At 49.2% G+C, this 14,574-nt stretch carries 12 protein-coding genes; 9 read left to right on the forward strand and 3 right to left on the reverse strand.

Translation table 11 applies throughout. The features are described 5' to 3' along the window. Nucleotides 1–308 precede the first annotated feature (308 nt). Genes HV350_RS04120 through HV350_RS04150 form a run of 7 tightly spaced genes read left to right on the forward strand, consistent with a single transcriptional unit; the run spans nt 309 to nt 10,142 of the window. Nucleotides 309–3,416, forward strand: a complete 3,108-nt coding sequence (locus tag HV350_RS04120; protein ID WP_225622977.1) for an ImcF-related family protein — start codon at nt 309–311, stop codon at nt 3,414–3,416. Beyond that, a complete protein-coding gene (tssA, locus tag HV350_RS04125) occupies nt 3,413–5,011 on the forward strand; it encodes a type VI secretion system protein TssA (RefSeq protein ID WP_047414987.1) in 1,599 nt (532 codons plus the stop codon). The genes HV350_RS04120 and tssA overlap by 4 nt, the downstream gene beginning before the upstream one ends. A 22-nt stretch (nt 5,012–5,033) precedes the next feature. Next, nucleotides 5,034–6,800 (forward strand): type VI secretion system baseplate subunit TssF, encoded by a 1,767-nt coding sequence (gene tssF, locus HV350_RS04130; RefSeq protein ID WP_181629845.1) that lies wholly within the window; start codon nt 5,034–5,036, stop codon nt 6,798–6,800. After that, nucleotides 6,761–7,849 (forward strand): type VI secretion system baseplate subunit TssG, encoded by a 1,089-nt coding sequence (gene tssG, locus HV350_RS04135; protein ID WP_181629847.1) that lies wholly within the window; start codon nt 6,761–6,763, stop codon nt 7,847–7,849. Before tssF ends, tssG begins: the two co-directional genes overlap by 40 nt. Next, complete coding sequence (gene tssJ / locus HV350_RS04140; RefSeq protein WP_181629849.1) at nt 7,824–8,357, forward strand: type VI secretion system lipoprotein TssJ; 534 nt, start codon at nt 7,824–7,826, stop codon at nt 8,355–8,357. Before tssG ends, tssJ begins: the two co-directional genes overlap by 26 nt. After that, nucleotides 8,357–8,800, forward strand: coding sequence for a type VI secretion system baseplate subunit TssE (gene tssE, locus HV350_RS04145; RefSeq protein WP_049268755.1), 444 nt, complete (start codon nt 8,357–8,359; stop codon nt 8,798–8,800). The genes tssJ and tssE overlap by 1 nt, the downstream gene beginning before the upstream one ends. Nucleotide 8,801: 1 nt before the next feature. Then, complete coding sequence (locus tag HV350_RS04150) at nt 8,802–10,142, forward strand: VasL domain-containing protein (RefSeq protein WP_181629850.1); 1,341 nt, start codon at nt 8,802–8,804, stop codon at nt 10,140–10,142. A gap of 159 nt (nt 10,143–10,301) precedes the next feature. On the opposite strand, the gene HV350_RS04155 is transcribed toward HV350_RS04150, so the two are convergent. From HV350_RS04155 to HV350_RS04165, 3 genes are read right to left on the reverse strand one after another with little or no spacing between them, the layout of a single operon-like run. After that, nucleotides 10,302–10,838 (reverse strand): redoxin domain-containing protein, encoded by a 537-nt coding sequence (locus HV350_RS04155; protein ID WP_181629851.1) that lies wholly within the window; start codon nt 10,836–10,838, stop codon nt 10,302–10,304. A gap of 41 nt (nt 10,839–10,879) precedes the next feature. Next, on the reverse strand, nt 10,880–11,620 hold the full coding sequence (locus tag HV350_RS04160; RefSeq protein WP_046276181.1) for a hypothetical protein: 741 nt from the start codon (nt 11,618–11,620) through the stop codon (nt 10,880–10,882). Between the two features lie 8 nt (nt 11,621–11,628). Further along, nucleotides 11,629–11,868 (reverse strand): thioredoxin family protein, encoded by a 240-nt coding sequence (locus HV350_RS04165; RefSeq protein WP_181629853.1) that lies wholly within the window; start codon nt 11,866–11,868, stop codon nt 11,629–11,631. Between the two features lie 183 nt (nt 11,869–12,051). On the opposite strand from HV350_RS04165, the gene HV350_RS04170 reads away from it, so the two are divergent. Together HV350_RS04170 and HV350_RS04175 are read left to right on the forward strand one after the other, a co-directional pair. Beyond that, a complete protein-coding gene (locus HV350_RS04170; RefSeq protein ID WP_181629854.1) occupies nt 12,052–12,639 on the forward strand; it encodes a MarR family winged helix-turn-helix transcriptional regulator in 588 nt (195 codons plus the stop codon). A gap of 509 nt (nt 12,640–13,148) precedes the next feature. Beyond that, the gene (locus HV350_RS04175) at nt 13,149–14,354 is read left to right on the forward strand and encodes a PD-(D/E)XK nuclease family protein (protein WP_181629855.1); all 1,206 of its coding nucleotides are present in this window, start codon (nt 13,149–13,151) and stop codon (nt 14,352–14,354) included. The last annotated feature ends 220 nt before the right edge of the window (nt 14,355–14,574 follow it).

The raw sequence follows: 14,574 nt of genomic DNA on the forward strand, positions 1-14,574 counted from the left end.
CGCAGCTATTTAGCTTGTTGCGATTATGTGGTTTGTTATTTATTTTGGTTGTTGTTGGTTTGATATGCTATGTAGTACTTTATTACTACGGAGGGTATTTCGGGGTGACAACCCCAACAACCAGGATCATAGTTATCACATCGATTTTATTAGCACTGTGTTATATTTTTAAAATATGGCAGGTGAATGCGTTGAAATCAGTGTTAGGAGCGTATGTACCATTATTAAAATATAAAGCCATTGCTTATTTTCTTTTACCATGGAAGTCAGCTTATGAGTCAAATGTAGAAAATAATACTGTAGCCACATTGGACAGCAATATATTCATTAACTTCTACTCTACACTTAAAGATAACTACGGTCGCCGCTGGCGCGCCAAAACGCGTATCCTGCTGGTGATGGGGGATGCCCCTCAGGTTGATCAACTGGTACCTGAACTCACCTCCCAGCGCTGGGTTGAAGGGGATGGCGTGGTGTTAATCTGGGGAGGTAAGCTCACTGCAACGCCAGATGTCTCGCTGTTTGATACGATACGCAAACTGCATCGGCGCCCGCTGGATGGGGTTGTATGGGTAACCCACACTTTTCAGCAACATGATGCCTTGCTTCAATCAGCCCCTGTTGTGCCCTTAACTTCACAGCAAATGGATGAGGCCGCCCGCCATCTTCTGGCTGTTTTTACCACGCTTCGCTGGCGAGTGCCGTTATACCTCTGGTCGCTGCATGGCGCTCAATTTGTACCGGATAACGTAACCTTACACTCTGCGACGTGTATGCTCCCTTCAAAATGCACCACGGCTTTATGTCGTTCGCAGTTGACCTCGTTGGCAATGCAGATGGCAGAGCAGGGCACGCAGCAGGTTACGCGAAATCTCCGCGATAACTTCTTACTGAAAATGGCTAATTTGCTGATGCCTAATGCAGAGGCCATCAGCGACTTGTTGTCCACTTTTTTCAGCCCGCATCGGCCCCTGCCGCTGGCGGCGGTAATCTTGAGCCAGTATGCGGAAAGTACCCCATCGCGCGTTGCGCATGCCTGGACGCGTGATGAGCGTTGGCGCGCGTTGCTTGATTCACTCCCTGCGTTACCTGCGGAGCTAAAGGCACAGCGCACAGGCCGTTCAGGAATTCGAGTGCTGGCAGTCGGTACAGCCGGTTTGATGCTGCTATGGGGCGCGGGAATGGCGGTTTCTTTCCTGGCTAATCGCAATATGATCACCGAAAGCCTGGACCAGGCGAGACTGGCTGGCGGTCCGGATAAACCGCTCGCCGAGCGTCTTACGGCGCTATCCGCTCTTCAGCAAACGCCGGGCATGCTTCGCTGGCGTCAGCAGAATGGCGTGCCGTGGTATTACCGCTTTGGCTTGAGCCAAAATGATGCTCTGCTGGATGCCCTATGGCCGCGTTATACGCGTATTGCTATTCCACTACTGCGTGATGAAGCCGCACAACATCTCACTCAGGAATTGACGGCGTTAACGAGACTGGCACCGGATAGCCCGCAGTTTGCAGCTCGGGCAAAGATCGCCTACAACCAGTTGAAAATGTATCTGATGCTCTCCCGGCCCGAACAGATGGAGGCGTCATTTTTTAGTCAGGCGCTGATGCAAGACTGGCCAGAGCGCGCAGGCATTTCGCGCGCATCATGGCAAGGCGTTGGGCCGGGGCTCTGGCAATTCTGGGGAGAAAACCTTCAGGCGCATCCTGAATGGAAAATAGCGGCCGATAAAAATCTTATTAGCCAGGTGCGAACGCTGTTAATTCGTCAGATGGGGATCCGCAATGGCGAAGCCGCCCTGTATCAGAAAATCATTGAACAGGTGACTCCGCATTACACCGATCTTCGTCTGGAGGACATGACCGGCGATACTCGGGCAGACCAGGTATTTTATACCCGGAGTTCGGTTGCTGGCGTGTATACCCGCCAAGCCTGGGAAGAGGAGGTTTTGCCCGCCATAGAAAAAATCGTAAGCAACCGCCGGGAAGAGATGGATCGGGTGCTGGGGGATGAAACGCACTCTGCAAGCGACCCTCTCTCTCCACAGGCGTTAAAGGCGCGTCTTAGCGAGCGTTTCTTCATAGATTTTGCCGACAACTGGCTGGATTTTCTCAACAGTATTCGCTGGAAGCGCACCCAAACGCTGAGTGATGCCATCGATCAACTCACGTTGATTGCAGATATCCGTCAGTCTCCTCTGGTTGCGTTAATGAATACGCTCGCCGTTCAGGGACGTACAGGGTTAACCGGGGAAGCATTGTCGGACTCACTGGTGAAGTCGGCAAAGGATCTGTTTAACACCAAAGAGAATCAGACCATTGACCAGCATGCACGGGAAGAAGGTCCTATGGCGAGTACCTTCTCGCCAATCCTGGCATTGATGGATGAGCAATCGGCTGGGCAGGATATCAGCCTTCTGAGTCTGCAAACCTACCTGACCCGGGTAACGCAGGTCAGGCTGAAACTCCAGCAGATTACTAACGCTGCCGATCCGCAGGGAATGAGTCAGGCCCTGGCGCAGACGGTATTTCAGGGCAAAACCGTTGATCTCACTACCACGCGTGACTATGGAAATCTGGTGGCTGCCAGTCTGGGGCAAGCATGGAGTGGATTTGGTCAAACAATGTTTGTTCAGCCGCTGGAGCAGTCATGGCAGCAGGTGTTGCAGCCAACCGCGGCGGGTCTGAATGCGCAATGGAAGGCGCTGATTGTGAATGACTGGAACAGCGCATTCGGTGGACGTTATCCGTTCCGTGATGTCGGCAGCGAGGCTTCCCTGCCGCTGCTGGCGCAATATCTGCGAAGCGATAATGGCCGAATTCAGCATTTTCTCGAAAGTCATTTAAGCGGTGTGCTGCATAAACAGGGAAGTCACTGGGTTGCCGACACGGTGAATGCTCAGGGACTGGTATTTAATCCTGCGTTCCTCGAGGCGATGGACCAGCTCAGTCAAATTGCGGATGTCGCTTTTATTCGTGGAGAAGCCGGGATTCGTTTTGAACTGCGTCCTGGAACGGCACGAGATGTGATGCAGACAGACCTCGTGCTGGATGGCCAGAAACTCACCTACGTTAATCAGATGCCAACGTGGAAAAACGTTGTCTGGCCTGCCGATACGCAAGCGTCAGGAGCAACCCTAAGCTGGGTGAGCACGAGTACGGGAACCCGAATCTACTCAGATAACCCCGGTACCTGGGGCTGGATAAGACTGCTTGAGAAAGCGGAGATAACTGATAATGCTGGCGTGAGCAGCGGTTTTAACCTGCGCTGGACTGCGCAAGATGGATTGCCGCTGAACTATACCCTGCGCACGGAAGCGGGTGAAGGTCCCCTTGCATTACTCAAACTCCGCGATTTTGAACTACCCGAAGCAATTTTTATTGTTAGCAGCAAGCTTTCCTCAGAGGAAGAAGAATGAGCGCTCTGAATCGTCTACTGGCCGCCAGTGCGGATTCGACAGATGAACAACAGCAACTGATGGAACAGGCACAAACGCAGACTGCGCTATGGCAAAACTGGTTATTGCCAATTTCAGCAGCCAACCCGGGGGGTGACGATCCGGGCTATGACGATGATTTTCAGCGCATGCGGGAAGAGGTGAATAAACTTTCTGGCGCACAAACGGATCTCATCATTGAGCTTGCGGAAAAACTCCTGATCAACACTTGTAAGGATGTCCGTGTTGTCACTTATTACACATGGGCGCGTTTGCACCAGGATGGTGAGTCCGGCCTGGCGGATGGTCTGATTTTGCTGGCTGGCCTGATGCAGCAATATGGCGATACTCTCCATCCCTTAAAAGCGAATAGTCATAAAGCCGCCCTCGAATGGTTAGCAGGCGGGCGGATGCTGGATAGTCTGGCGCGATTCCCGGAAGTTTCACGACCTGACGCGCAACGGATCGCCGGTGCGCTGATGTTGCTGGACCAGCAATTTAATCAGCGAGAGGAGAGCATTCGCCCAGGGCTTGGAGCGCTGTATAGCGCGCTGGAGAACCGTCTGGCCCAATCAGGCGGTGCTCAGGCATTGGTACCACAAAATATCAGCACCCAAACCGCTCGGTACAGCGCAGATACTCCCGTCCTCAAAAGTATTGCCTCGGGCCGGGAGTTACTGGAGCAGGCACGGGTGTTGGCCAAATACCTGGCCGATCAGCCAGATGGCTGGCTGGCGGCGCATCATTTGATGAAAAGCGTGCGGCTCGATACGGTCAGCCAGCTTCCTCCGCCAGATGGCGCCGGACGTACACGTCTGGAACCGCCCAAGAGTGATTACCGTGCGCAGCTTAAACGTCTTTATTTGCAGCAAAGCTGGACTGAATTGATTGAGTTAACTGACAGCTTATTTGTTGAGGGAGTGAATCATTTTTGGCTTGATGTGCAGTGGTACCTTCATCAGGCATTAATGAGGGCTGGGTCGCCATGGGATAAAAATGCCGGGATTATCATCAGCGATCTGAAAATGTTGCTGCATCGGATGCCGGGTCTGGAAACGCTGGCATTTAACGACGGAATGCCCTTTGCCGATGACGTCACGCGTGAGTGGATCGCCCGTGAGGTGCTGCAGGAAAGTGACTGGCAGACGGAAAAAGTCACTGCGGCTACCGCAGGGGCGGACGACGATATCCTGCTACTTGAAAGCGAGGCCTTGGCGCTGGCGGATAGCGAAGGCGTTGAAGCCGCGCTCGCCTGGCTTCAGGCTCGCCCCGGCGTGATTTCACGTCGACAACGCTGGTTACGCCAACTGTTGATGGCTCGCCTGACGGAACAATGTGGGCGCAACGATCTCGCGCTGCATTTGCTTGGCGAGTTGAATGCGACAGCACACTCTCTCACCCTCAAACAATGGGAGCCTGAACTGCTGTTTGAAGTAAAAGCGCGACGGCTGAAACTTCTGCGTTTAAAAGCCAATCGCAGTGAAAGTGACAAAGCGCGTCTGATGCCAGAGATGGACTTACTGTTGTCCGGACTGGTAGCCATTGATCCTGCCAGAGCTGCCGTCTTGTGTGGCTAAAACAAAATAAGCGAACTGTAAAATGGAAGACTTAACTCTGCGTTATTATGACGCGGAAATGCGTTATTTAAGGGAAGCGGCAAAAGAGTTTGCGCAGGCGCATCCGGATCGTGCAGCCATGCTGGATCTGGATAAAGCTGGTATTCCCGATCCCTATGTGGAGCGATTATTTGAAGGTTTTGCATTTTCGATGGGGCGATTGCGGGCCAAAATTGACGATCATCTTCCTGAATTTACCGAAGGTTTGATGAGTCTGCTGTGGCCTCATTATTTACGTACCATTCCTTCCTTAAGTATTGTCGAGCTTTTACCTGAGATTGATGTGCTGAAAATGAGCGAGAGGATTAATGCGAGGTTTGGCGTATTGTCACAGCCCGTCGGTCCTAAAAAAACGGTATGTCAGTATCGTACTACACAGCCCGTCACGCTCAATCCGCTGTCTGTCACGGCGGTGAATATCGATGCGGAACCTGACGGACGCTCGGTCATTCGTATGCGAATAAAGTGCAATCCACAGATGGACTGGTCGCAAACTGATCTGACGCGCCTCAGTTTTTACCTGAGTGGTGATGCGCCGGTGACCCATGCGCTGCACCTTGCTTTGACAAAGCGTCTGGCCTCTCTTTATCTGAGGCTCCCCAAAAGCGTAGAGCGTATTCGACTGGATGGTTACTTTTCACCTGGCGGATTTGCCAGTGAAGACAGTTTATGGCCAAAAGGCGATACGGCGTTTGGCGGCTGGCAATTATTGCTTGAGTATTTTACGTTCCGCGAAAAATTTATGTTTGTCCATCTTAACGGTCTGGAAAAGATAATGTTTCCTGCTGGTATAGATTGCTTTGAAATAGAGGTGGTACTGACTCAACAGTGGAATTCTGAGCTTCCTTTGGGGAGTGAAAATATTCGTCTTCATTGCGTTCCGGTGATTAATCTCTTCACTATGGAGGCTGATCCACTGGTGGTTAATGGACTAGAAAGCGAATATTTGCTGCGTCCGCGCAGGTTGCAGGATGGACATACGGAAATTTATGCAGTCGATGCGGTTTCTGGTTCACAGCGAACGCATAACGCCGTCTATGCTCCTTTCACCAGTTTTCGCCATAAGGGAGGCATGATGCGCCGTAACGCGCCAGAGCGTTATTACCATACTCGCGTCAGACGCGGCGTATCCGGATTATATGATACATGGTTGATCCTTGGAGGAGATGCCTGGGAGCGGGATCGTCTTGCTGAGCAGGAAACCTTGTCATTAAAAGTGACCGGAACAAACGGTCAACTACCCAGGCGAGCTTTGCAGAGTTCATTGCTCAATCGCTGCGAGCAGATCCTCCAGACGCCGATTGCCGTGCGCAATCTGTGTAAGCCGACACTACCTGCTTATCCTCCCGCAGAGGATCGTTTTCACTGGCGAGTGTTGAGCCACCTGGGATCCAGCTTTCTGAATATGATGGCCAGCGCAGAAGTGCTCAAAGGAACGTTGTCTCTCTATAACTGGCAGGACGATGAGCTTAATTATCGTCGTCTGGATGCGATCATGGATGTTCAGCAACATGAAATACAGCGCTTTGAAAAAGGATTTTTACTCCGTGGTGTGGATATCGAAATAACGCTTGATGAGAACGGATTTACCGGTGAGGGCGATATTCATCTGTTTGGTGAAATGCTTAACCGCTTTTTTGCGTTGTATGCGGATATTCACTTATTTAATCAGCTTACTTTAATCATACAGCCGGCAGGGAAAAGCTTGCGATGGAAAGAGAATCACAATCAGCGACTACCCGGCTGCTAAATAGCCTTGGTGAAAACCTACCCCGTACTAATTTTTATCGTTTCTGCCAGTTGTTGGAACAGTGGAATCCACAAGCGCCAAGTCCTGGAAGCCAACAAAGTCCGCGCTTCGATACCATTCGTTTTCGTCCTCATCCCGGGATGGGGTTCCCGGCGGGGGAGCTAAAAAATGCAGAATATGATCCGCTACAACCCATACTTCCACCAACGGTTCGTGTCACTTTTATGGGATTGTATGGCGTGGAATCGCCGCTGCCGACAACCTATCAGGATGATATTGCCCAGCGTCAGGAAGGTTCGGACGTTGCTGCTGAGTTTCTGGATATTTTTAACCATCGCTTAATTACGCAGTTTTATCGAATCTGGCGTAAATACAGCTATCCGGCGACCTTCCGCCCAGGCGCTACAGATGAAACATCACAATATTTACTGGGGTTGACCGGGTTGGGAATTCGGGGATGCGCCACGCAAACCGAGGCTCCGTTATCGCGTTTTTTGGCGCTGTTGGGAATCATGAGAATGCCAACGCGTACGGCGGAAGGTATATCCGCGCTGGTATCTTTATTATCGCCAACAACAAATATCACCGTGACTCCTCATGATAAGCGCTTAATCCTGCAGGATAAGCCGTTAAAAATGAGTACGCGGCAACCCGTTAGCCTCCATTCTCGCCCGGTGATGGGACATAGCGCTGTAGATATTAACAGCCAGGTGCTTATTACTCTTACAACGGATGTTCCCGATGAGGTTCGCGACTGGTTACCGGGCGGCCAGCTTTATCATGATTTTCTCGCGCTGATGCACGTGTATTTAGGCGCCAGAGTCAATGCAAGGCTGCAATTACGCATTCCTCGCTCGGCGCTTCCGGACGCTCAACTTACCAGTAACAAATGTGAACGGGCAGTACAGCTTGGCCGCACGGCCGTTTTGCGTCTGGATAACCCGGAAGCTAAGAATCAAGTTATAACAATTAGACTTGGGCTTTGGCAGAGCCTTAGTCAACATGATCAGCGGAGGGAAGCCGATGAGACTGGCGATTATCGCTATTAATTTTGCCGTAATAACCGGAATGACTAGTGTGGTCACTGGATGTGGTCTGACACAAAAAGTATCTGAAGGCACGGTGTCATTAACGAAGTCTATTTTTTATAAGGAAATTAAAACGCTGCATTTGGATCTTTCCGCCAGAGAAGGCGCTAATAAAAATGCGCAGGGCATAGCGCTTTCTACGGTTGTGCGTATTTACCAACTCAAAGATCGTAAAGCGTTTGATTCGGCTAATTATCAGTCTTTATTTGAGCAAGATAGCACGGTGGTGAAAACAGATTTACTGGCTCAGAAAGATGTTTTGATACGTCCTGGTGAAAGTGTAACTGTCGATATTCCACTCGAAAAGGAAGCGCAATATGTTGCCGTGGCGGGGATGTTTATTTCTCCCGAACAGTCTGAAGATTCATGGCGCGTGGTATTAAGCCGTGAAGATCTCGATCCTGATAAGGCGCGTGTGCTTGAATTAAATACCCGGACTCTGGCACTCCTGGCGCAGGAGGATGAGTAATGGTCAAGCAGCCGTCTCTTTATGACATCTTACTGGGTAATTTTTCCGGTGGTTTCCCTTTGCACTCGGTCAGTGAAAACACGCAGGTCATCTTATCCGTCCTGGATAATATGCAGCGCATTTTGAATACTCGTGCCGGTAGCCTCAAACATTTACCCGATTACGGTCTGCCGGATATGACCAAAATCCTCCAGGGAATGCCAGGTACGGCACATCAGCTTATCAGCACGCTTTCTCTGGTTTTGTTGAAGTATGAACCGCGGCTAAAAGGTATTCAGGTAACGATGCAGGAGCAGGAAACTCCGGGGCATTTGCGTTATTCCATTGATGCTGAACTGCAAGACCTTGGCATTGTTCGCTATGGTACTGATTTTACCCCTGAGGGGCGGGTTCTTATCCGTCACCTTAAGAGGCAGGGTTGGCTTGAGACTGGAGTGTACTGACATGGATAAGTATCGCATCAGCACCGGTGGTGACCCGCGTGCTTTCACGGAGTTCGGGTTGTTACGCGATGAAATCAGCAAGCTGACTCACCCCGCGCGCCCGGACGTTGACTGGCAAAAAGTTGAACAGTTAAGCCTCGCATTGTTTCGTCATAACGGCGTCGAACTGCAAACACTGTCCTGGTACACCGTCGCCAGAATACGTAATGCGGGACTGGTGGGACTTGCCGAATGCGCGGAACTTCTGGAGGTCTTACTGACGCACCACTGGAATGCAATATGGCCACAGCAAACCCATGCCCGCGTTGAGATGTTGGCATGGCTCTCAGCCCGTTTACAGCAAGAATTGCGTACGCTAACGCTGTCATATACTGATTTATCCATGGTGTATCGGGTTGAACAGAGTTTAAAACATGCCTGCGAAGTGCTGCAACGTCTTGAGTTGAAAGCGCTTAGTAAACTGGAGGCTGTCGTGACCTGGATGCACAATGCAGCTTTGCGTCTGGAGAAGTCCGATCCCGATTCGGGATCGGCCGTAGTGATGATACCGGCTCCAGGTGCAACAAATAACGTTGCGACGTCTTTGCCACAACTGGTCTTTGTGGTTAATGAGCCAGCGTCGTCCGGGCAATCGAGCACAGCGGTTTTAGCGACCAAAATCGATCATGGAACCCGACGCATGTGGCTGGGGTTTGCTATCGGTGTCATGGTTACAGCAGTGGTGAGTACAGGCGCTTTTCTTGGTATCAACCCTATGCGAGCTGACGGATATGAACTGGTTAAGCCATTGCCGCAGGTGCTGACACCTGAACAATTGTCCACGTTGAAGCAGTCCTCAGATTTGAAGGGGAAGAAGCAAGATATAATTGCTGCAACGCAAGGGCAATTGGACGTTTTACATCGCTTGTCACCTTTGTGGTCGCGGGAATACGCTGCATCATTAGCGCAGCAGTTAGTCACTCTGTGGCCGGAAGAATCGCAGACGACAGTAATCGCGAGCAGATTACAGAAACAGTTAACTACGGAAGCGTTGCCGGAAAGTGCTCTGCAAAACTGGCATCATGCCCAGCAGGGGCTGGAAGCGTTAACCGCCCAGCTAAATGCGCTTGATGAACGCAAGGGTAAATATCTGACGGGGTCGGAGTTGAAATCAGCCATTTTCACTATCCGCCGCCAGCTTGACCAAACGCCGCCGACAGAAGAATTGTTGCGTCAAATCGATGAGGAATTAAAAAAACAGGGGAGTGTGTCACCCGCTTTGTATCAGCAGCTCGATATACGGCTTAACCAGCTTCTTAATCGTTATACGCTGCTGAAACAAAATGCCATTCGAGGGCGGTAGCACTGGAAATAAGCCAGCCAAAGATCATCAACTGATTCAGTTGGTTATATAAAATTGGTTGATGATCTCCGCTATAAAATCATGAAAAATTAATAATATTTATCAGGAATTATCACTGAGTGCCCTAAAAGGTTAACGCCAGGATCTCTATCGGGACCTCTATAGTGCACACTGCCCATCACTGCACCCTGATGCCATAGACGCGTCCTCGGAAACAGACAACGACTCATTTAATAACGCCCCGATTTCTGCTCCCAGCGCGAGGTCGTCTACCTGACCAAAATATTGCTGGCGTAGGTATCCCTGCTGATCAATTAACGTCAACGTAGGTGTACCGCGCATAGCGTAGGACAGCATGGTCTGGGGGACATCACTGTCAGGAGACGGCATATCCACCCCGACGGGAAAAGGGATGCGGTATTCTGATAGAAAGGTTTCTAGTGCCTGTGCGGTCATTACTTCATGATGTTCAAAAACCGTATGTAGGCCAATAACGGCCACCTTATCCTGTGGAAAAGTGGCATACACACGTGAAACCTGCGGCAGTCCATGGGAAACACAGCCAGGACACAGCATCTGAAATGATTCCATTACCACGACCTTGCCGCGTAATGATTCCAGGGTTATCGGCTGTGACGTATTAAACCAGCGTTCAATTGTCAATGCTGGTGCTCGCGGATGACGAATGATATTCATGTTAACTCCAGAACCCGCACTGTGGTGCGGGTTAATTTCCGTTACTGGTTTACTTTCCCCGGCAGCGTCAGCTTGCCAGAGGCCACTTTAAATACATCCTCGACGCAAAGTAGCGGCGCATGAACGGAGGCATTAACTCGTAGCCCGGCAGTTACACCATCAAACTGGCTGGCAGTGACCACCCCAATATTATCGAACGGAACTTTCACTTCTACAGTTTCACCTGTCAGCGTAGGATTCCAGCCCGGACTGTCCAACAATACCGGCAAGCCAGGCCAGGTTTTTGGCAGCCGGGGTTTTTGTCCCTCAGGAATATCAACTACGGCCAGTGCGCCAGGCCCGCAGACCTCGTTAGGCTTCAGCACCACCCAGTGGGTATGCCACAGATCGCCATCATTGTTGCGGTTACCATCGCCATTTTCATCATACAGCGGCGTATCATCCAGATCAGGATGGGATGTTACCGCCAGCGCCAGGATACCGGCCTTATGTTCAAATCCCACTTCATACGGATCGATCGTTGTCGGCCAGACATAAGAGAAAATTTCCGTTCCCGCCAGCTTACCTGTTACTGCAGGCTTACTTTTACCTGCCTTGCCGGAAACTGCCATATGGAAGGTGGCAACATTCCCTTCGGTAGTGACTTTAGTGTGCACAATATCAAACTCAGCCAATACAGCCTTGTCGGTGCTGGTTTTAATACCGCCCTGATGAGGCTCATTGCCATGTGCACCGGCAGAGGTGGCTACAGCCATTGCTAATACAATCGCAATACGTTTCATTTTTATCCTTAAAGCAGATCTTTAATAAACGCACCAAAGTTGATGTGAAGCGGGATACCGCCATCCAGTACCAGGGCTGGAACAGATTGCACACCAGCTTCGATGGCCTCATTCAGTCGGGTTTTATCATTTCCGAGATGAACGATTTCTACCGTGTATTGAGCGGGATCGAGTGCCAGTGCGATTTGGTGTTCTGCATCTATGCATACCGGGCAACCTGCATGAAAGAAAACGGCTGTTTTACTCATGATGACTTTCCTTGTGTAATATCAAATGGTATCGAATCGATACCATTTGATATTACACACACACTGAAAATATTGTCAATATGGTTTTGAATCGATACTATTGATGACAGTAAATCCCTATCGTTAGAAAGTCTGGACGTTTGTTTATCCAGCACGTATCCCGGCAAGCAGAGGCAGGTAACTGTGACACTCTTTGATATTCTTGAACGCCTGGTGAGCCTGCAAATGGGCAGCTTTTATCGCCATCCGCAACTGAAAGGACTCCCCACAACATGGGTTCAGATTCTTTTCTATTTAATGCGATGCAATGGTTATTCCAATACGCCCGCTGCAACCACGGAATACCTCGGGCTGACTAAAGGCACGGTATCGCAGTCCCTGAATAAACTAGAGCGTGAAGGTTGGATTAGAAGAGAAAATGACGGCAAGGATAAACGGGTTGTCCATCTGGTTCTGACATCCAAAGCGAGTGAAGTGAGGCATAGCATCATGCAGGAGACACTGCAGGACCCGTGGGATTCATTAGCTTTTTCTGAGGAACAGCTGAAAACAGTTTTTCTGGCCCATCTTCGGAGTATGCAGAAAAATCAGGGGGCCAGAATGTTTGGTGAGTGCCGTTTTTGCCGGTTTCATCAGTCGATAAATGGGCATCCCTGGTGTGGTCTAACAGAAGAGCCAATTCCCATGGAAAGCATCACATTAATTTGTCGTGAATTTGAGGAACCGGAAAATAGTTGCAGCGTTAGCGATCAGAACGAGGGAAAGGGCTAGATACTGGCTTTTGAACGGGTAAAGTGCGGACATAAAAAAATCCAGAAAATGGTATGCGCATTCTCTGGATTTAAGTCCCGTTTTCAACTGATGTGGTAACACGAGTACCATCATCATGCCGTATGGGGACTGCTGTCTTACCCGTTAAGGATTTTATCTCTTAACGAACAAGCTCTGAATAAGTGGTGCCCTGACTCGGGATCGAACCAAGGACATGGGATTTTCAATCCCTTTAAAACTGCTTATGAACTGCCTTTGAGAAGCGCGGTTTGACTGGATAGCCTTACAAAAAACTTTCATATCGAGCATTACATCGGAATACATCACAAAATGATCAAATAAAACCTACCAGAATTCTACCTTGTTATTAAGAAAATAGGGATGTCCTTTTCGAGGATTACCACTACGGTTGTCTTGTGTTGATGCTAATCAGGACTGTTCTCGATTTCCCTTGATTTCACCGAGCGCGACATTAAGGTACAGAACACCATTTTGTAACGAGTAAGACAATGAATGAGATACAGCTGCAGAATGCAGCGACGCTTCTGGAAAGTGTTGTACGATGGAATGAAGTGACGGCTCTGGCTAAATTACGCTATCAGGCCGAGCTGGCACCTGATTTCAGCCTTATGGACTGGCTGAAGAATGATGAACTGGCTCTTTCACGCTATCTACGATTTTTGCTTTCTCCTGATGGAACTCATGGGCAGTCAGCACTGTTTCTAAAGGGATTTCTTTCCCTCATAGAAAAGAGTGGACACGATAGCCCTGTAGCTACCGGAGATAAAGTCAGGGTTGATTATGAAGTCACTATCGAAAATGGAAGAAAGATAGACCTGTTACTGACCTCTTCAGAAGGTGTTATTGCTATCGAAAATAAACCATGGGCAGCAGATCAGGAAAACCAGTTACGGGATTATGCGCTATGGCTGAACAAACGTGAAAGGCCCTGGAAGTTAATTTATTTATGTAACCACGAGCCGAGTGAATGGTCTCTTCCCGACAATACTCAGGAAACAATAAGGCAACATATCCTTACAATATCATGGTATGACGTCGTCGAATGGCTAAATACGTGTTTATTACATGTTCGGGCTGGTGCAGTCAGAATATTTGTTGAATCATTGATTAAATATATCAACCAGTCGATTAATGGTGAGTTTATAATGGATAATAGTCGTGAGTTGTCAGAAATCATCCGCAAGGATGGTCATTCTATTGAATCGGCATTTATGATTTTTAACCAGATGAATAAAGTTCGCAGCGATTTACTCAAAGAGTTTGTCTATGATTTAAATGCAAGTTTCATCGATTATCGTTCTATTGAAGTCCTATTGGAAAATAGTACGGATTTTTATAGTCCATTAAGTGCGGATGGTAATTACTCTTTATACTGGAAGTTTGAACATTCAAATTATAACAGTTTATTCTTTGGCATATCAGAGATTATTCATATAGAAGAGAGGGCTGCTAAAATAGTAGCTTCAATTACAGAGAATTTCCCTCAATTGCGCATTAGGGGACCCTACACAACCTGGTCATGTTGGAGCAGGGATTTCGATCTTCAAGGGAAAAACCGTATTCCTCGTGATTGGGGAAATGACGGAAGTGTATGGGCAAAACTCCCTGAGCGTGGTGAAGACAGTATTTTTGCTGCTGTACGAGAGATGATCCTTGCCATTCACGAAAAGATCGATATGAGTCTGTTGCGCTAAATCCCTGCGCAGAGGAGAAGTGATAATGCTTACCTTCGTCTGACCGGGCAAAGACCAGATACAGCTTACCTTGATGAATTCACCAGAAATGTATACATGCTGGGAATAATGATCATTGAAAGTTTGGGGGCTAACAGATGAGGAGTCAGTAACCGGAGGGGCAGGGATCTACTAACGGGAATGTTCAGACGGGATACGAAACGCAGGATGGTAATGTCTG

This window comes from Citrobacter sp. RHBSTW-01013 (assembly GCF_013781985.1).
In the GTDB taxonomy this organism is placed as follows: Bacteria; Pseudomonadota; Gammaproteobacteria; order Enterobacterales; family Enterobacteriaceae; genus Citrobacter; species Citrobacter braakii.